The organism is Brenneria goodwinii, from assembly GCF_002291445.1.
Taxonomy (GTDB): Bacteria; Pseudomonadota; Gammaproteobacteria; order Enterobacterales; family Enterobacteriaceae; genus Brenneria; species Brenneria goodwinii.
This window is the reverse complement of the sequence record NZ_CP014137.1, coordinates 1,097,240-1,113,668: the sequence shown is the minus strand read 5'-3', so window position 1 is coordinate 1,113,668 and position 16,429 is coordinate 1,097,240. Positions and strand designations below refer to the sequence as shown.

17 protein-coding genes are annotated in these 16,429 nt (G+C 56.4%); 3 read left to right on the top strand and 14 right to left on the bottom strand.

Going from position 1 to position 16,429, the window contains the following annotated elements:
* Window positions 1-2 precede the first annotated feature (2 nt).
* The 8 genes from ACN28R_RS04970 to ACN28R_RS04935 all read right to left on the bottom strand — a co-directional run bounded on the left by ACN28R_RS04970 (window position 3) and on the right by ACN28R_RS04935 (window position 7,203).
* Window positions 3-698, bottom strand: a complete 696-nt coding sequence (locus ACN28R_RS04970) for an amino acid ABC transporter permease (protein ID WP_048639903.1) — start codon at window positions 696-698, stop codon at window positions 3-5.
* 34 nt (window positions 699-732) lie between these two features.
* Window positions 733-1,482 (bottom strand): SDR family oxidoreductase, encoded by a 750-nt coding sequence (locus ACN28R_RS04965; RefSeq protein WP_095833771.1) that lies wholly within the window; start codon window positions 1,480-1,482, stop codon window positions 733-735.
* Between the two features lie 124 nt (window positions 1,483-1,606).
* Window positions 1,607-2,032, bottom strand: a complete 426-nt coding sequence (locus ACN28R_RS04960) for an acetyl-CoA carboxylase biotin carboxyl carrier protein (protein ID WP_095833770.1) — start codon at window positions 2,030-2,032, stop codon at window positions 1,607-1,609.
* Between the two features lie 120 nt (window positions 2,033-2,152).
* Window positions 2,153-3,076: a nitrogen assimilation transcriptional regulator NAC gene (nac, locus tag ACN28R_RS04955; RefSeq protein WP_048638478.1), complete on the bottom strand. Its 924-nt coding sequence runs from the start codon at window positions 3,074-3,076 to the stop codon at window positions 2,153-2,155.
* Between the two features lie 224 nt (window positions 3,077-3,300).
* On the bottom strand, window positions 3,301-4,401 hold the full coding sequence (locus ACN28R_RS04950; RefSeq protein WP_095833769.1) for an ABC transporter ATP-binding protein: 1,101 nt from the start codon (window positions 4,399-4,401) through the stop codon (window positions 3,301-3,303).
* Window positions 4,402-4,408: 7 nt separating this feature from the next.
* Window positions 4,409-5,464 (bottom strand): extracellular solute-binding protein, encoded by a 1,056-nt coding sequence (locus tag ACN28R_RS04945; protein ID WP_082153060.1) that lies wholly within the window; start codon window positions 5,462-5,464, stop codon window positions 4,409-4,411.
* 36 nt (window positions 5,465-5,500) lie between these two features.
* The gene (locus tag ACN28R_RS04940) at window positions 5,501-6,304 is read right to left on the bottom strand and encodes an ABC transporter permease (protein ID WP_048638476.1); all 804 of its coding nucleotides are present in this window, start codon (window positions 6,302-6,304) and stop codon (window positions 5,501-5,503) included.
* Window positions 6,301-7,203, bottom strand: coding sequence for an ABC transporter permease (locus ACN28R_RS04935; protein WP_048638475.1), 903 nt, complete (start codon window positions 7,201-7,203; stop codon window positions 6,301-6,303). The genes ACN28R_RS04940 and ACN28R_RS04935 overlap by 4 nt, the downstream gene beginning before the upstream one ends.
* A gap of 875 nt (window positions 7,204-8,078) precedes the next feature.
* Between ACN28R_RS04935 and ACN28R_RS04930 the strand changes: the two genes are divergently transcribed.
* Window positions 8,079-9,281 carry a pyridoxal phosphate-dependent aminotransferase gene (locus ACN28R_RS04930; RefSeq protein ID WP_095833768.1) on the top strand — a complete coding sequence of 401 codons (1,203 nt, stop codon included), beginning with the start codon at window positions 8,079-8,081 and terminating at the stop codon, window positions 9,279-9,281.
* Window positions 9,282-9,291: 10 nt separating this feature from the next.
* Window positions 9,292-9,984: an SDR family NAD(P)-dependent oxidoreductase gene (locus ACN28R_RS04925; protein WP_220701106.1), complete on the top strand. Its 693-nt coding sequence runs from the start codon at window positions 9,292-9,294 to the stop codon at window positions 9,982-9,984.
* A gap of 64 nt (window positions 9,985-10,048) precedes the next feature.
* Here ACN28R_RS04925 and nac (ACN28R_RS04920) read toward each other — a convergent pair whose 3' ends face one another.
* From nac (ACN28R_RS04920) to ACN28R_RS04900, 5 genes are read right to left on the bottom strand one after another with little or no spacing between them, the layout of a single operon-like run.
* Entirely contained in the window at window positions 10,049-10,948 is a 900-nt protein-coding gene (gene nac, locus ACN28R_RS04920; protein WP_048638472.1) for a nitrogen assimilation transcriptional regulator NAC, read from the bottom strand.
* A gap of 25 nt (window positions 10,949-10,973) precedes the next feature.
* Entirely contained in the window at window positions 10,974-11,744 is a 771-nt protein-coding gene (locus ACN28R_RS04915) for a 5-oxoprolinase subunit PxpA (protein WP_095833767.1), read from the bottom strand.
* 26 nt (window positions 11,745-11,770) lie between these two features.
* Entirely contained in the window at window positions 11,771-12,760 is a 990-nt protein-coding gene (locus ACN28R_RS04910) for a 5-oxoprolinase subunit C family protein (RefSeq protein WP_095833766.1), read from the bottom strand.
* On the bottom strand, window positions 12,757-13,461 hold the full coding sequence (gene pxpB / locus ACN28R_RS04905; protein WP_236840229.1) for a 5-oxoprolinase subunit PxpB: 705 nt from the start codon (window positions 13,459-13,461) through the stop codon (window positions 12,757-12,759). The genes ACN28R_RS04910 and pxpB overlap by 4 nt, the downstream gene beginning before the upstream one ends.
* A 7-nt stretch (window positions 13,462-13,468) precedes the next feature.
* Window positions 13,469-14,308, bottom strand: coding sequence for an ABC transporter substrate-binding protein (locus tag ACN28R_RS04900; RefSeq protein ID WP_048639900.1), 840 nt, complete (start codon window positions 14,306-14,308; stop codon window positions 13,469-13,471).
* Window positions 14,309-14,617: 309 nt separating this feature from the next.
* Here ACN28R_RS04900 and ACN28R_RS04895 point away from each other — a divergent pair, with 309 nt between their 5' ends.
* A complete protein-coding gene (locus tag ACN28R_RS04895; protein WP_048638469.1) occupies window positions 14,618-15,529 on the top strand; it encodes a DMT family transporter in 912 nt (303 codons plus the stop codon).
* 125 nt (window positions 15,530-15,654) lie between these two features.
* On the opposite strand, the gene ompX is transcribed toward ACN28R_RS04895, so the two are convergent.
* Window positions 15,655-16,170 carry an outer membrane protein OmpX gene (gene ompX, locus ACN28R_RS04890; protein WP_048638468.1) on the bottom strand — a complete coding sequence of 172 codons (516 nt, stop codon included), beginning with the start codon at window positions 16,168-16,170 and terminating at the stop codon, window positions 15,655-15,657.
* Window positions 16,171-16,429 lie beyond the last annotated feature (259 nt).

Here is a 16,429-nt window from a genome sequence, read left to right as displayed (position 1 = left end):
GATTACCTCGCATACACCCGTTGGAAACGCTGCGCCAGCAACGCGCCAACGCCCATCAGCACCAGAGAAAACAGCAGGTAGGCAACCGAAGCGATCAAATAAGATTCGAAGGTGCGGAAGGTATAGTTTTCGATTTCGCGGGTAACATAGGTTAACTCCGCGACGCCGATCACCATTGCCAGACTGGTATTCTTAAACAGCAGCACCGTATGGTTGATCAGCGAAGGCAGCGCATTACGAATGCCCTGCGGCAGAATCACCGAGCGCATGGCGCGGATATAACTCATGCCCAGCGCTCGCGCGGCCTCATTCTGTCCGTCGGGGATCGCCCGCAGGCCGCTGCGGATATCCTCGGAAAAATAGGCGGACTGGCAAAAACCCAGCGCCATCATGGCAAACAGAAACTCGGCGTTATACTCGTTCAGCCAGATCTGTAAAGACTCGGGAAGCAGCGTCGGAATGGCGAAATACCAGATCATCAGCTGTACCAGCGTCGGCACATTGCGATGATAAGAGACGAACGCCGCCACCATCAGCACCGCATAACGATGCTGGCTCAGGCGGATGGCGACCAGCATCAGCGCCAAAATCATGGCCAGCGCCCAGGAGCCGACGGCAAGTTTAAGGGTAAGCACCATGCCATCGATGAGCATCTGCGCATAGCGTTCGGAAAAAACGGTGCCAAAATCGAGTGTCATCATTACGTCTCCCGTATTTCATCCAGCGCGCTTACTACGCCTGTTCGCCCGGCCGCATGGTAGACAGACCGCCGGGCACCTGTAGCGTCGGCGTAATTTCGATATGTCCGAAGTTGACCGCCACCGGTGCCGCCAGCACAAAAGCCACCGTATCGGCGATATCTTTCGCCTGCGGTAATTCAAAACCATCGATAAACTGCCGACGGCCTGCTTCCTGATCCCCCATCACGTTGCCGAAAATATCCGTCGCCACCCTGCCGGGGCAGATTTCGGTGATGCGCACCCGCTTGCCGTAACAATCCACCCGCAGCTGACGCGAAAGCGCATGTACGCCGGCTTTGGTGGCGTGGTAGATCGAGTTGCCGCCGAAGTTATAAATCGCCGCAATCGACGTGATGTTGATAACATGGCCGCAATCACGCGCCATCATGCCGGGCACCAGCAGACGGCAAAGATGCAGCACCGCGCGCAAATTGACGTCCACCTGAGTATCGATGGCCTCCTCATCGGCGTTAAGGATCGATCCCGGACGGGAAACGCCGGCGTTGTTCACCAGAATATCCACATCGATTTCAGCGCACAGGCGCGTCAACGCGTCCAGATCGCTGACGTCGATCGCATGTGGAATACAGCCGGTACGGGCGGCCAGTTCGGCCAACTGCTCTTTACGGCGCGCCACGGCATGAACGGTGATGCCTTCCCGGCAAAGACGCTCGACGATCGCCTCCCCCATTCCTGCGGAAGCCCCGGTGACCAGTGCGGTTTTATAATCTGAAAATGGCATCTCGCCTCTCCTGTAACGGTTCCGGTCTGGTACTGATTAACGCCGGAAATCATGTGTAATATGACTGTATCCACTAAACGGTGGCCGGCATAAGACATAAACCATGTGAGGTGATAAGGGGGTCTTATAACGCGGTCCGGATAGTCATAATTTCGCTGTCGTATTGCACGCGGTCGCCATGCGCCACCGCCAGAGACGCCACCACGCCCGCCGCCGGACTCAGCAGCGGCAAATAAACCAGCCCCACTTTAATCAGCGCCAGCAGCGCGTCTTTCGCCACCGACTCACCCACTGCGGTAAAGGGTTTCTCATTGGTGGGATGGTGCAATAGCACATAGCCCGGCATCATCGCCCGTGCCGTCGTCGGCGCGGCGGGGACAGCCAGCGCGCCGCCGGCCGGCATGGCCGCCGGGGCGATTGAGTGGCGCGGCGCATAGGCCAATCGAACCTGGTAATGACAATTACGGATTTCGATACCGGACAGGCCGGACTGATGCATTTTGCGTGCAATCTGACGCAATTCATTCAAATTCAAAGCATTATCTTTCATGATATTCCGCTTACCCTCTGACGATACGGCAACGTCGCCCGCGCACGATAACCACACTGTAACGCGCGGTTATCGCTATCGGGTAAGAGGGTTTCGCTGTGCGTAGATAAGCGGCGCTTATCACCCCACCAGCGTCAACGGACGGTTATCCACGGTGCGATTTGCCATCAGCGACAGCAAAATGGTTTTCACCGCTTCGGCAGGCTGCGACAGCGGCAAATGGTCGGAAGTACAGAAGGAGAGCGGCGCCTGAATATCCGGATCGACGATTTTCGCCATCCAGACATTGGCGGATTTCACCATGCTCCGCGCGGCCGATTCCGGCAGGACGGTACAGCCCATCCCCGCCGTCACCGCGCCGGTGAGCGTGGTGAGCGATTCGATTTCACACTTCACCCGATACGCCAAATTCTGCTGCACAAACGCCTCATCCAGCAGCTTGCGCATAATGTTGTAGATGCGCGGTAAGAACAGGTCATAGCCCACCACCTCGGCCAGCGGGATGGTTTTGCGCGCGGCGCCCAGACTCATCGGACAGATAAAATAGAGTTCTTCCTTCATCAACGGCAGGAAACGCAAACCGTGAACTTCACGGTTACCGTAAATCACCGCCATATCCATACGGCCGCTCATAATCAGTTCGCTGAGCGTGGTGCCGAAGTTTTCATTGAAATAAATCAGGATCCCGGGATATTGACGATTAACCTCTTCCATCAGCGGGATCGCCAGTTGCTGTGCAGCCGTTCCCGGCGCCAGCCCCACCGATACTTCTCCCGACAACGACTGCCCGGAGCCATTAATGGCGCTTTGCGCCTGATCGCATTGACGCAAAATCACCTGGGCATGGGTATAAAGCGTCTTGCCCGCTTCAGTCGGCGTCACGCCCCGCTTGGTGCGTATCAGCAGTTGCTGATTGACTTCCCCTTCCAGCGTCGCCAGTTGCTGACTCAGCGCCGGTTGTGCGATATGGAGGATATCGGCGGCCTGCGTCAGGCTACCCACGTCAACAATTTTAATGAAATATTTAAGACGACGGAGATTCATGTTTGCCTCCACAAAATGATAAGCCCGACTTTAAAACAGGCAATATCTATGCCATCAGCCTTTATCCAAGATGTTCCCGTGGAGGAAAAAAAGTTAAAACACTTATAAATCAAAAAAATAGATAAGAATATGCCTTTTGTTAATAACCCGTCTCACCCTAGCGGCCATCGCCGCACAGAGGGATATTGCACAGTTGTGGCACAAAGGTGAAACGTTAAGGCACATCATATGTCGGCGATCAGGTGATTACTCTCCGCCGACCAGGACAGGCAAACCGCAGAACCGACCGGGTAGATTTGGTCGGCGCTCTCACCCTGCGCTTGCCGCCAGGCTATCATCTCCTCGCCGCCGCTCAACCGCAGCGTGTAATGCAGCATATAGCCGCGATACACCACTTGCGTGACTGTTGCCGCCACGCAATTAATCTCGGCGACCGCCGCGCCATCCGTTAACGGCCGTAAAGCAATCGCTTCCGGACGTACCGTCACCACCGCCCGCTCGCCGGAGACGGCGCACTGCGTCGCGTCGAGCTGCAATCCCGCCGGCGTAACCAGCCTGGCGCTTCCGTCCTGGCGGCGTTGCTCAATACGCGCGGGCAGAAAATTAGAGGCGCCGATAAATCCCGCCACAAAGCGGTTAACCGGTTTACGATAAATCTCCGCAGCCGGCGCAATCTGTTCCAGCTTACCGCCCTGCATTACCGCAATCTGATCGGCCATGGTCAACGCTTCATCCTGATCGTGGGTCACCATAATCGTGGTCAGCCCCAACCGCTGCTGAAGATTGCGGATCTCCAACTGCATGCTTTCACGCAGGCTTTTATCCAGCGCGCCCAGCGGTTCATCCAACAACAGCATATCCGGTTCGATCACCAGCGCCCGCGCCAGCGAAACCCGCTGCTGCTGGCCGCCGGAAAGCTGCGACGGCAGACGATCGCCAAAGGATTTCAGTTGCACCATGTCCAGCGCCCTGGCGACTTTATCCGCAAACTCCGCTTTTAACTGTCCGCGCATTTTCAGGCCGAAGGCCACATTTTCCGCCACCGTCATATGCGGGAACAACGCGTAGTTCTGAAACAACATGCCGACATTGCGCCGGTGCACCGCCGTGCCGATAATCGAACGCCCGCCAACCAGAATATCGCCGCCGGTCGGCGCCACCAAACCGGCGATCATGCGCAAACAGGTGGTTTTTCCGCAGCCGCTGGGGCCGAGCAACGCCAGCATCTCACCCGCATCGACCACCAGCGAAACATCATCCACCGCCGCCGTTTTGCCATAATGCTTGCATAGCTTGTCCAGACGGACTTCAAACGATCTCAACATAATGACCTCAACCGCTGAACGTCTGGTTGTATTTTTCCAGCAACTCCGCGCGGCGCGGGATGATATAGCTCCAGTCCGGCGTAAACAAGTTCAACTCCTGCATGCGGCTTTCCGGGTAAGCCAGATATTTCAGCGTTGCGGCGTCAAATTCGATGCCGCGCACCGTCGGCGCGCTTAGCGTCGCTTCCGCCAGCATTTTCTGCACCGAAGGCTCTAGAAGCCGATTGATCCACGCCAGCCCCAATTCGCGCTGCGGCGCGCCTTTGACCAACGCCAAACCGTTGATGCCGGTAAACGCGCCCTCCTGCGGATAGGTCATATCCAGCGGCACGCCTTTTTGCGTGTGCGGATAAATCGCTTTAGAGTATTCGATGCCGCCAATCATCGCCTGTCCTTGCGCCACCATCATCACCTGCGCTTCGCTATCGTAAACCGTCATCACATTCGGCTTCAGCTGCGCCAGCTTTTCCCATCCCTGATCGATCAGATACTGCGCTTCATGCAGCGGCTTGCCGGTCGCCAGAGCCGCCGCGACAATCAGCATCAGGATACTTTGGGTGTTTTTCGGCGTATTCAGGATGATCTGACGGGCATACTTCGGATCGAAAATTTCGGCGTAGCTGTTAATCGGCTGCATCATGCCGGTGTTGATAAACAGTCCGGCCATGGATACCGAAAACCCTACGCCGTAGCTGTCGCCCAGCACATAACGGTCGAACACGCTTTTCAGGTTGGGGATCTCATCCGCCGATAACGGCTCGATCAACCCTTCGGCTTTCGCCTGCGGTACGCCGATATCATCCATTGACATCACGCTATACACCGGTTTGTTTTTGGTGGCCCGCAGCGCGGCGATATTCGCCAGCGTCGGCCCCTCGGTGGTTAACACCCGGCATTGATAGTCGCGCTCGAAAACCGGCGCCACCTCTTTTTTGATCAGAGCGCCCTGCGCCGAGTTATACACGCCGACCTGCAATATGCGGTCCGCCGCATACGCTTTGGTATTCAGGTAAGGCAACATGGCCGTTGCCGCCATCGCTTGCAGAAATGTACGTCGTTTCATGGTCTTCTCCATGCCTCTTCTGGTGGAATTGAAAGACTATGCCGCCATGGCGCGGCGCAGCCCAACCAGGCGTTCCAGCGCGACGACAACCAGTGTTGCCAGTAAAATAATCAGGGTGGACATGGTCGCTACCGATGGATCAAACACCGTGCCTATCTGGCGATACAGCACCACCGGCACCGGCGTATTGGCCGAATCGGCCAACCACATGGAAACCGGGTAATTATCGAAAGACACCATGAAACAAAAGATTGCGCCGGATACCACGCCGGGGGCGATTTGCGGAAACACCACATGGCGAAAGGTGGCGAACCGGCTGGCGCCCAGCGTGCGGGCGGCCTCTTCCAGACTGGGGTTCACCAGTTCCAGGCTGGTCAATACCGTTCTCACCACATACGGCGAGGTCACTACGGTATGCGCCAGCAGCAGATTCAATTTGACATTGCCCCAGCCGTAGCTGGAAAACAGTTGCAACAGCGCCAGACCGGTAATCAGCACCGGGAAAATCAGCGGCGACAGCAACAGCCCTTTGCACAGCGAAGCATACGGCAGCTTGCCGCGCACCAGCGCAAAGGCGGCCGGCACGCCGAGCAACAACGACAGCAGCGTCGTGCCTATCGCCAACAAGGTGCTGAATAACAGGGCTTCCATGAATTCACTGTTGCCCAGCACTTTGCCGTACCAATCAAGCGTAAAACCCGTGGGCGGAAAGCTGACGAAATAGCCGTCCGAGAATGAAATCACCACGATGAGCAAAATCGGCGTCAGGATGAAAACCAGCATAAACGCGGTAATCACGTAAAGCAGACCGCCGGTAAAGCCGCGCAAACTATTGCTCATTTGGCCTCTCCATGCAGGCGACGCCCGCCAAGCAATTTCATCGACAGGGTATTCACGGTAATGACGATAAGGACCAGAATGGTGGCGATCGCCGCGCCGAACGGCCAGTCATACACCGAAACGATCTGCTGTTCGGCAAGATTGCCCAGCATCTGGGCCTGCGGCCCGCCTACCAGCGCGGGAATCACATAAGAGCCGGCCGCCAGAGAGAAAACCAGCGTCATGCCGGCCACCAGCCCCGGCAGGCTAAGCGGCAACGTTACGCGCAGAAAGACGCTCCAGGGCGGCGCGCCCAGCGTGCTGGCGGCGGATTGCAGATTGGGATCGATCTTGCCCAGCGCCGATGCCAGCGGTAATACCATCATGGGAAAGAAGATATGCAGCGAGCCGATTACCACCGCCCATTCGGTAAACATCAGCGCATTCGGGCGTTCGATAATGCCCAGATGCAACAACACATAGTTAATTAAACCGCTGGGGCCGTTATTCAGAATCAGTTGCCAGCCATAGGCGCGCACCACCACGCTCACCGCCAGCGGCGCAATAATGATTAAGGTCAGAATACGGGAGAACCATGCGCTTCCCCGCACCAGCACGATGGCAACCGGATAGGCCAGCACCGCGGCAATCAGAGAGGTCATCACGCTAATGCGCAATGTGGTCCACAATACTTTGCTGTATAGGGCCACTTCAAAAAAATGCACATAGTGGGATAGCGTATAAGGCGCGCCGATTTCTCCGGCGGGCGATTGCGTCATGAGGCTAAAAAGCATTAGCCGGATAGCCGGGGTAAAAAAGAAAAAAAGCTGAAATACCAATAAAGGAATAATCAATAAGGAAGGCGACTGCCAGCTTATTAACTTTTTTGAACGATTAATCGCAGCAACAATATTGGTCATCAATTTTCCTGTAGGCAAACTTATTTCTATATGAAACAAAACGCACGATCGCCCTATCGGCGGCTACGCGTGGAAACAGGAATGGGTACATGGGTATATGACGTCAATCGGTTAATACAGCGTGATCGGTTATTTTTTCTTTTCACCAGACAATAAAGTGGCGAATGCCGCAAACAATAATACTTTTTCACTATGCCGGGATGTGGTCTTGTTATGACGGAATATTAATAACTTTATCCAATAGATAATAAATAACGCTGTTCCGGCTAACTTTCTGATTGATCCCCATAAATTGGATATGCTACATCGGAGAATATTTCGTGCGCGATAAAGCCGTTATTTCCCTGCTACGTCGTAGCACGCGCCCGACGCAGGGTGGTTCAATCGCCACCACCCTACGAACCCAGGCTTGTGGCTGAAATCACGCCGCTGACGCGGTACCTTCGGCGGCCGTCCCCTTTTTCGAACCGCCAGTGACGCGTTCCCGACGCGACACTAGCTTGAGCAGCATCCATGCTGCTCATTCGCGGGGTCGTCCACCTCAGCGTAATTTCTTACGCCATGGAGTGAACGGTTCAAACACTGAATTTATATTTAATATCAGTATGTTAAATATAAAGACATCAACAAGGTATTTTTGCGGTGGACTCTTCAGGCTAAATACGCCGCGCCGAAAACCCATCATGCGCATCATCAATGCCCGGTAAAACGCTCATACATTGTTTTCCGTTATGTCACCACAACAAAGCGCTATTGGCCTGAATACGCCATTCCCTCGTACTCTTTTTTTGACCTCGCGTCACAACGTTTATTTGGCTGCTCGCCCCTCCTTGCCGCGGCGGCTTACCCACTTTGACTTTTGGAATATCCGCGCCATGCCTGAAATAGCCGATCGTTTAAAAAATGTCACCGTATCCGCTTCCGTCGCCATGACCCAGAAGGCGCGGGATCTTGCCGCTCAGGGCGTGCACGTTATCGGCCTGTCCACCGGCGAGCCCGACTTTCCCACGCCGGCACACGCCATTGAAGCGGCGTATGCCGCCGCGCTGGCCGGCGATACGCGCTACCCGCCGACGGACGGCACCCCGGCGCTGCGGGCGGCGATCCAACGCAAATTCAAGCGCGACAACCATCTGGATTACCCGATCGGCCAGATCCTGACCGCCTGCGGCGCCAAACAGATTATTTTCAACGCCATCATGGCGACCTGCAACCCTGGCGACGAAGTGCTGATCCCGTCGCCTTCCTGGATCAGCTACGCCGATATCGTCAAATTTTCCGGCGCCACGCCGGTGCCGGTTCGCTGCACGCAAAGCAACGGTTTTAAACCGCTGCCCGCCGATCTGGAAGCCGCCATCACCCCCAAGACCAAATGGCTGCTGCTCAACTACCCCAGCAACCCAACGGGCTCGGTTTGCAGCCGGGAAGAACTGCGGGCCATCGCCGACGTGATGTTGCGCCATCCCGATATCTGGATCTTGACCGACGATATTTACGAACACCTTATCTACGACGATGCCGTGTTTTATACGATCGCCGAAGTCGAGCCGCGCCTGCTGGATCGCGTGCTGACGGTGAACGGCGTTTCCAAAGCCTATTCGATGACCGGCTGGCGGCTGGGTTTTTGCGGCGGCCCCGGCGATCTGATCAAAGCCATGAGCAACGTCAACACGCAGAACAGCGGCGGCATCTGCACCCTGGCGCAGGCCGCGGCGGTAGCGGTGCTTGACGGACCGCAGACATTGCTTAAAGAGCGCGCGGCAATCTATCGCCAGCGCCGCGATTATGTACTGGAGCGGCTGCACTCCATCGACAACCTGAGCTGCCACAAACCGCAAGGCGCGTTTTACCTGTTCGTTAATATCGCCGCCTATATCGGCAAAACCACGCAGGGCGGCCGCTATATCGGCAACGATATGGATTTCGTCATGGCGCTGATCGAAGAGCAGCATGTCGTTACCGTGCAGGGCGCCGCCTACGGCATGAGCCCGTATTTCCGTATTTCCTACGCCACCAGCATGGAAGTTCTGGCGGAGGGGTGCGATCGTCTGGCGGCTTTCTGCGCCAATATGCAATAAGGAGTACAAGATGCTGGATACTCACCCGCGCGTGGTGATGGTTTCCGGGGCCTCGCGCGGCCTCGGCTGCCACATCGTACAACGGCTGTTGCAGGCCGGTTTTACCGTGTCGGCGGGCGTGCGCAATCCGTCGGCGCTTGCCGGTACGGAACGGCTGCATATCTTTCATTACGATGCGGAACAGAACGGCTCCGGCGAAGAGTGGGTGGCGCAAACGGCGGCCGGTTTGGGCCGCATTGACGCCCTGATCAACTGCGCCGGCATCAACCCGCGCGTACGCGTACTGGATGAGGGCGAGGAAGCGCTGGACAGCATGTGGCGCATCAACGTCAAAGGCCCGCTACGTCTGAGCCGCGCCGCGCTGCCCTTTTTAATCGCGGCGGGAAACGGCAGGGTGATTAACGTCGCCTCGCTGGCCGGACGCCGGGTAGGCAGTAACGTCGGCTATGCCATGACCAAGTTCGCCGTGGTGGCGTTCACGCACGGCATCCGACAGGAGTGTTGGGATAGCGGCGTGCGGGCGACGGCGCTCTGCCCCGGCTATATCGCCACCGACATGACGGCGGGCGAAACGGAAATCACCCGCGAAGAGATGACGCAACCGGCCGATCTCGCCGAGATGGTCGAGCTGCTGTTGCGCTTGCCCAATACGCTGTCCATCGCCGAATTGCTGGTGAATTGCCGCAAAGAAGCCATGCTGTAGCCGTCATGCCGCTCGTTTAAAGATCAAAATACCCAGGACGATCGCCACTATGCCGTCACCGTTCTTACAGCGCAGACGTCAACTCCATAAGCAGATCGCGCACCGCGCTTGCCGGTTCGGACAGCGGCGAACGGTCTGAAACACACAGCGACAGCGTCTCCTCCATGGACTGCGAGGCAATGGAGCGCACGATCACCGACGGCGATTCCGACTGAATACGCTCGGCGATCGCTTTCGGCATAATGGTTACGCCCAATCCCGCCCCCACCGCTTTCGAAATGCTTTTCACCGCCTCCAGCTCACCGATAATGTTCAGGTCGACCTGCTGCTGACTGAACGCCTGCTCCACGGCGCGACGAACAAAATTGTATGATGGCGGCAACAGCATCGGCAGCGGGCCCAGTTGTTCAAGCGTTAGCGGCGCGCCATCATCGTCCATGTCGAAATCCTCGTGCGCCACCAGGAAAAACTCCTCCACCAGTTGCGGTTCATAGTGCAATCCCTTGATGCCGCCGGTGCCGTGGATCAGCGCCATTTCCAGACGCCCATTCACGATCAGCTCGCTGTAAGGCCGCCCGACGCTTTCCACCAGATGCAGCAACACGCCCGGATGACGCTTACGCATCTCGGCGAACAGCGGCATGGCCAGCGTGGCCGCGACGCTAAACGGTGCCAGCCCCACCGACACCCGGCCGATGAGCCGCTGACCGACCTCCTGCACCTCGATTTCCGCCTGCCGCAGTTGGCGCAGAATGGCATTGGCATGGCTATACAGCACTTTGCCCGCCTCCGTCGGCACCACGCCCTGTTGGCTGCGTATCAACAATTTGCGTTTGAAGTGGGTTTCCAGGGCGACAATCTGCTGACTCAACGCCGGCTGGGCGATATACAAAGCATCCGCCGCCCGGGTGATGCTGCCCATATCCACAATAGTGATAAATGATTTAAGCCGTCGGGTATTCATAACCACCTCATGGACACCTATCAGATTATTGCGCCGCCACCTCGGCGGCCGGCGCCACGATACCGCCATTGGCTTCGATTTCACTTCTGACGATACGCGCCAGCTCCAGCGAGCCCGGCGTATCGCTGTGGATTAGAATCGATCTGGCCCGTACCGCGATAAGCTGGCCATCGAAGGTGGTCACCGTTCCTTCCAGCAAGAACTGACGCACGCGGGCGCGCACCGCCGCTTCATCGGTAATGACCGATCCGGCGATGCCGCGCGGCACCAGTTGCCCCTGGGCGTCATAGGCGCGATCGGCCAGAAACAGGGTCAGCGTTTGCAGGCCGCATTGCTGCGCGGCCTGCTCCACATAGGTATCGGGCTGCGAAAAGATAATTAACCCGGAATCGATGCTTTTTATCGCTTCCATCACCTGCAAAGCCAGCGGCAGATCGCCATTGATCATGTTGCCCATCGCCGCATGAAAGCTGACGTGCGCCACTTTCGTTCCTTCCGCTTTGGCGATAGCGCAAAGCGCGCCCAGTTGGTACAGCACCTGCTGACGGATTTCATCCGCGCTGAACGGCAGCGCTTTACGCCCGAATCCCTGACGGTCCGGCAATCCCGGATGCGCGCCGATGCCTACGCCGTTGGCCTTCGCCAGCCGCACCATGTGCGTCATGATGTTCGGATCGCCGGCGTGAAAGCCGCAGGCGATGTTGGCGGAAGAGACAACCTGCATCAGCGCGTCGTCGTCGCACAGACGATACACGCCAAAACCCTCTCCCATGTCAGAATTCACATCAATTTTCATGTTCTGTTCCTTTGTTCATCACACCGTCATAAACCGCAAGCGACCTGCGCCAGTTGGGGGACATCGCGCCGCAGCGCCGCCAGATAGACGTCAACCGCCCGCTCCACCGCGATGGCTTCCTGCGTATCGCTTTCGATCAGTTGGATCGCTTGCCCCGGCCGTATCTGCGCCAACCGCCACAAATCGTGCTCAATCACGCCGGCGATTTTCGGGTAGCCGCCGGCGGTATTGGCATCGCTAAGCTGAATGATCGGCTCCCCGGCCGGCGGCACCTGCACAATTCCCGGGATCAGGCCGTAAGAGCGCATCTCCACCACCGCTGACGGCCGCAGCGGCTCGCCCGACAGGCGATAGCCGGTGCGATTGCTTTGCCGCGACACCACCCAGTGCTGCGACCAGAAACGCCGGGCATCCGCCGCAAACAGCCCGTATTCCCCGGCAGGGATGGCGCGTAGCTGCGGCACGCCTTCATCCGTGCGCGGGAAAAACGCCGCCAGCGCCACCTCTGGGGGCTCCACGCCCATGCCGCCGGCAGGCAACGGCCGATTTTCGCTCCGGCCGATCGGCAACCGATCGCCGTTTTGCAGCGGCCGTCCCTGCCAACCGCCGAAACCGCCGCGCAGCGCCGTACTGCGCGATCCCATCACCAACGGCACGTCAATGCCGCCGGCAACGCACAGGTAACCCCTGGCCCCGTGCGGCGGATAACGGATCTCCAGTTGCTGGCCGGCCCGGACCTGGTGCGCCCACCATGACGGCAGCGGGGTATCGTCCAGCAGCGCGCGGCAGTCCGCGCCGGTCAGCGCAATCGCGGTATCCGCCAGAAAGCGCGCCCGGAACGGGAAGAACTGAATCTCCACCCCGGCGGCATTTTCCTCATTTCCCAACAGTAAGTTGCCTACGCGCAGCGCCAGCGGATCCATCACCCCGCTGACCGATACCCCAAGATGGCGAAATCCGCTGCGCCCCAAATCCTGTACGGTATTCAACGGCCCGGTTTTCAATACTTCAATCACAGCTCAATCCTTTCCGGCAGAAAACGAATGCAATCGCCGGGCGCCATCAGCGCCGGCGTCTCGGCGGCAGGATCAAATAACGTGATATCCGTGTAGCCAATGGCATTCCACCCGTTGGGGCCGGTAAGCACGGACACGCCGGCCTGCATCCCGCCGATCGTTACCGTGCCTTTCAGCATGTGCAGCGACGGCACTTTCTTGCGCGGCGTCGCCAGCGACGGATCGAGGCCGTGCAGATAACCGAATCCAGGCGCGCTGCCCAATGCAAACACCGTATATCGCCCTTGATAATGACGGCGTATGACTTCCGGCGCGGATAACCCGGTATGGCGGCAAACGCTATCGAGATCGGTGGCATGTTTGCCGCCATAGCAGACGGGAATTTCAATCAACTTGCCGACATAACTGACATCCTGCGCCTGCTCCCAGCTTGCCAGCAAACGGGCGCGGGTCGCCTCGACATCCGCGGGGGTATGTTTAAACAACACCAGCAGATTGGTTACCCCGGGAATCAGGGCTTCGATATCGTCGCCGTGCTCCAGCGCCGCAGCCAACGCCCAGATCCGCCGCTGCGACGGTAAATCAAACTCGCCGGGCGCTTCCACTAAATAGGCGCGACTGCCGATGGTTGAAATTTTCACCTGCCCTCCCTGACCACCAAACCCGACGGCGGTTTGCGCGCAAACTTCTCCAGACAGCATGGTCATATTATTCCAGCGGTTCGAATTTCAGTTCGGATAGCGGCTGTACTCTCTCCTCGCGCACCATTTTGTATTCGGTGTTCGGGCCAATCCACTTATCCCAAATTTTGTCGATAGTGCCGTCATCGTCCATCGCTTTCAGACTGGCGTTAACCTTAGCCAACAGCGCCGGTTCGTCTTTTTTCATGCCGACGCCGATCGGCTCCAGCGCCATCGGTTCTTTAATCATCCCCAGTTCGATGCCGTCTTTTTGCGCCTGAGAAATCATTTTGATGCCGGTCATGGTATTGGTGACGAAACCCACGACCTTATTCTGCTCCAGCGCCAAAAAAGCCGACGCCGCATCCTGGAACGTCACGGCTTTGCCACCGGCCAGATGGATAGACTGTTCGGATGTGGTTCCCTTGTTGGCGCTGATGCGTTTGCCTTTGAAATCGGCGCGAGTCTTATCAACATTGTCCTTTTTCACCAGCAGCATCTCTTTCGCCACATAGTAGGGGTCGCTGAATTGAATCTGATTACCACGGGTCTTGGTGTACGCCAGATTGGCGATCAGCACGTCAACCCGTCCGGTGACGATGACGGCGATCCGCGCTTCAACGGACGTTGGCATCAGGTTGGCCTTCACGCCCATCTTTTCGGCCAGCGCCTGGCACAAATCAACATCCATCCCCACCAGTTCGCGCGTTTTCGGGTCGGGCGAAGAAAACGGCGGCACATCAGAGTAAACGCCGCAGTTCAACTGTCCGCGCGACTGAATATCGGCCAGAACATCCGCCTGGGCGGGCGACCACGCCATGATCATCGGCAAAGCAAGTACGGCATAAGACAGTAACTTCAGTTTCATCAGCATTTCTCCGATCTTTCTTTGTATTCCGCAAACAGAAGGCGCATAGCGGGAGTCATTTATTTGCAGCAACAAGACACCATCTCTCAACATAACAACCCGACTATATAAACAAGCCGTCGGCCTGTATAAGAGGGAAACTTTTTGTAGCAATAGTGAATTTGTATGACCGCCGCGGCGATAAGAAAAAACTATTCGGACAGAACAAAATTATCTTAACCACCTCATATCCGGTGACTCTATGGTAGAAGCCTGTTCCCGCCGCCGGGAATGCGGCAATTCGAATATCAACAGGAGTCAAAGCCGGTAATGAATTCAAGAATAGGCGTGTTACTGAAAATAATGGCCGCGCTCTGCGCCACGTTGATGCTCGCCTGTGTAAAAGGTCTTAATGGAGAGATTCCCACCGGAGAAGTGGTTTTTTTCCGCTCGTTTATCGCGCTGTTCCCCTTGCTGATATGGTTGAGATATCAGGGCAATATGCTGCAATCCATTAAGACCAAAAATATTTTCGGCCATTTGATTCGCGGTTTTTCCGGCACCGGCGGAATGTATTTTAACTATATGGCGCTGATCTATATCTCACTGGCCGACGCTACCGCGATCGGCTACGCCGCGCCGCTATTTACCGTCGTCATGGCGGTGATCCTGTTAAAGGAAAACGTGCGTCTCTACCGTTGGCTGTCGGTTATTGTCGGTTTTTCCGGCATCCTCATTATGCTTTCGGCGCATTTAAATATCGGCAAATCAACGGCTGACGCCGCCTCGGCGCTTGGCGTGATTTTCGCTTTGCTGGCCGCATTGTGTTCGGCGACCTCGTCGGTACAGATCCGTTTTCTTACCGGCAAAGAGAATCCCGGCGCCATTGTGCTCTACTTTTCGCTGATGACGATGTGCATCGGGTTGGCATCCGCGCTCTTTGGCTGGCGCATGCCGACGCCGCCGCAGTTGGCGCTGCTGATCGGCTGCGGTTTCTTCGGCGGCATGGCGCAAATTCTGATGACCCTTAGCCTGCGCTACGCCGATGCCTCGCTGCTGGCGCCGTTCGAATACACCACGCTGGTCTGGTCGATGCTGATCGGCTACTGTTTTCTGGGCAGCATTCCCAGCGCCACAACCGTCGTTGGCGCGGCGATCGTCGCCGGAGCCGGCATATTCACCGTCTGGTGTGAACGTCAACAGCGGAAAATACCGGGCGGTCGTCTGACCTCGCGCGGCTAGGCGGATATAGAGATAAACGCGGCCGGCGCGCCAACGGGCAAAAAAAATCCGCCTCGGGAAAGGCGGATTTGATAAACATCTTTAACCGTCAAACTTTAGGAAACATGCCTAAAGCTCGGCGCTGATTAGAAGCGGTAACCGACGCCAACAGCCCAGGTGCCGACATCAACGCTACGGATACGGCTCTGTTCGTAACCGACATCCAGCGCAACATCCTCGATCGGGTTGAATTGCAGACCGGCGCCATAGCTAAAGCCGTAGTCGTCATTACTTTTGTTGTCAGACCCGTTACTGGCGTTATGGGTGTATTTACCATGACCCAGACCAACAACACCGTAGATGCTCGCCCAATCATTCAAACGATAAGCGGGACCGGCGGTAATACCGACATATTGGCCTTTGTTATAGTAACCGGAATTGGTGCTGCTATCTTCCAGATACGTGAAAGAACCAATCGCACCCAGCGGGTTGTTGTCCCACTCGTAACGGTATTTCAGGTTAAAGCCTTTGGCTTTGTTGACAACGCCCTGGGCATCACCCTGAGCATAACCAGCGGAAACCGTACTTTGACCGGCAATTGCCGAACCGGCACTCATGCTTAATAAACAAGCCACTGCTGAAAGACACACAATTTTCTTCATTATAAAGCCTCGAATTCAACTTAATGAGAGGATAGCTAACGCCTTAAATATAACAAAGAACGGATAAACTTGCCGCCTGATAAAGATTTTTCAATTATGACTTTGATGTAACCAATATTGTCAGAAACTCCCTATCATATTAATTACATTGGATTTTAGCTGTCATTATCAAGAATGAATTTTAATTCAAATAAAATATTTAAAACAGAAAATTCTTAAATCTTTGTCTGATTTTCACGCTGACTCATTCAAAAAAAAT

What these genes read in the sequence shown, in the direction of transcription:
- ACN28R_RS04970 (WP_048639903.1), bottom strand. Translation starts at nt 698, where the DNA reads ATGACACTCGATTTTGGCACCGTTTTTTCCGAACGCTATGCGCAGATG.
- ACN28R_RS04965 (WP_095833771.1), bottom strand. Translation starts at nt 1,482, where the DNA reads ATGCCATTTTCAGATTATAAAACCGCACTGGTCACCGGGGCTTCCGCA.
- ACN28R_RS04960 (WP_095833770.1), bottom strand. Translation starts at nt 2,032, where the DNA reads ATGAAAGATAATGCTTTGAATTTGAATGAATTGCGTCAGATTGCACGC.
- nac (WP_048638478.1), bottom strand. Translation starts at nt 3,076, where the DNA reads ATGAATCTCCGTCGTCTTAAATATTTCATTAAAATTGTTGACGTGGGT.
- ACN28R_RS04950 (WP_095833769.1), bottom strand. Translation starts at nt 4,401, where the DNA reads ATGTTGAGATCGTTTGAAGTCCGTCTGGACAAGCTATGCAAGCATTAT.
- ACN28R_RS04945 (WP_082153060.1), bottom strand. Translation starts at nt 5,464, where the DNA reads ATGAAACGACGTACATTTCTGCAAGCGATGGCGGCAACGGCCATGTTG.
- ACN28R_RS04940 (WP_048638476.1), bottom strand. Translation starts at nt 6,304, where the DNA reads ATGAGCAATAGTTTGCGCGGCTTTACCGGCGGTCTGCTTTACGTGATT.
- ACN28R_RS04935 (WP_048638475.1), bottom strand. Translation starts at nt 7,203, where the DNA reads ATGACCAATATTGTTGCTGCGATTAATCGTTCAAAAAAGTTAATAAGC.
- ACN28R_RS04930 (WP_095833768.1), top strand. Translation starts at nt 8,079, where the DNA reads ATGCCTGAAATAGCCGATCGTTTAAAAAATGTCACCGTATCCGCTTCC.
- ACN28R_RS04925 (WP_220701106.1), top strand. Translation starts at nt 9,292, where the DNA reads ATGCTGGATACTCACCCGCGCGTGGTGATGGTTTCCGGGGCCTCGCGC.
- nac (WP_048638472.1), bottom strand. Translation starts at nt 10,948, where the DNA reads ATGAATACCCGACGGCTTAAATCATTTATCACTATTGTGGATATGGGC.
- ACN28R_RS04915 (WP_095833767.1), bottom strand. Translation starts at nt 11,744, where the DNA reads ATGAAAATTGATGTGAATTCTGACATGGGAGAGGGTTTTGGCGTGTAT.
- pxpB (WP_236840229.1), bottom strand. Translation starts at nt 13,461, where the DNA reads ATGCTGTCTGGAGAAGTTTGCGCGCAAACCGCCGTCGGGTTTGGTGGT.
- ACN28R_RS04900 (WP_048639900.1), bottom strand. Translation starts at nt 14,308, where the DNA reads ATGAAACTGAAGTTACTGTCTTATGCCGTACTTGCTTTGCCGATGATC.
- ACN28R_RS04895 (WP_048638469.1), top strand. Translation starts at nt 14,618, where the DNA reads ATGAATTCAAGAATAGGCGTGTTACTGAAAATAATGGCCGCGCTCTGC.
- ompX (WP_048638468.1), bottom strand. Translation starts at nt 16,170, where the DNA reads ATGAAGAAAATTGTGTGTCTTTCAGCAGTGGCTTGTTTATTAAGCATG.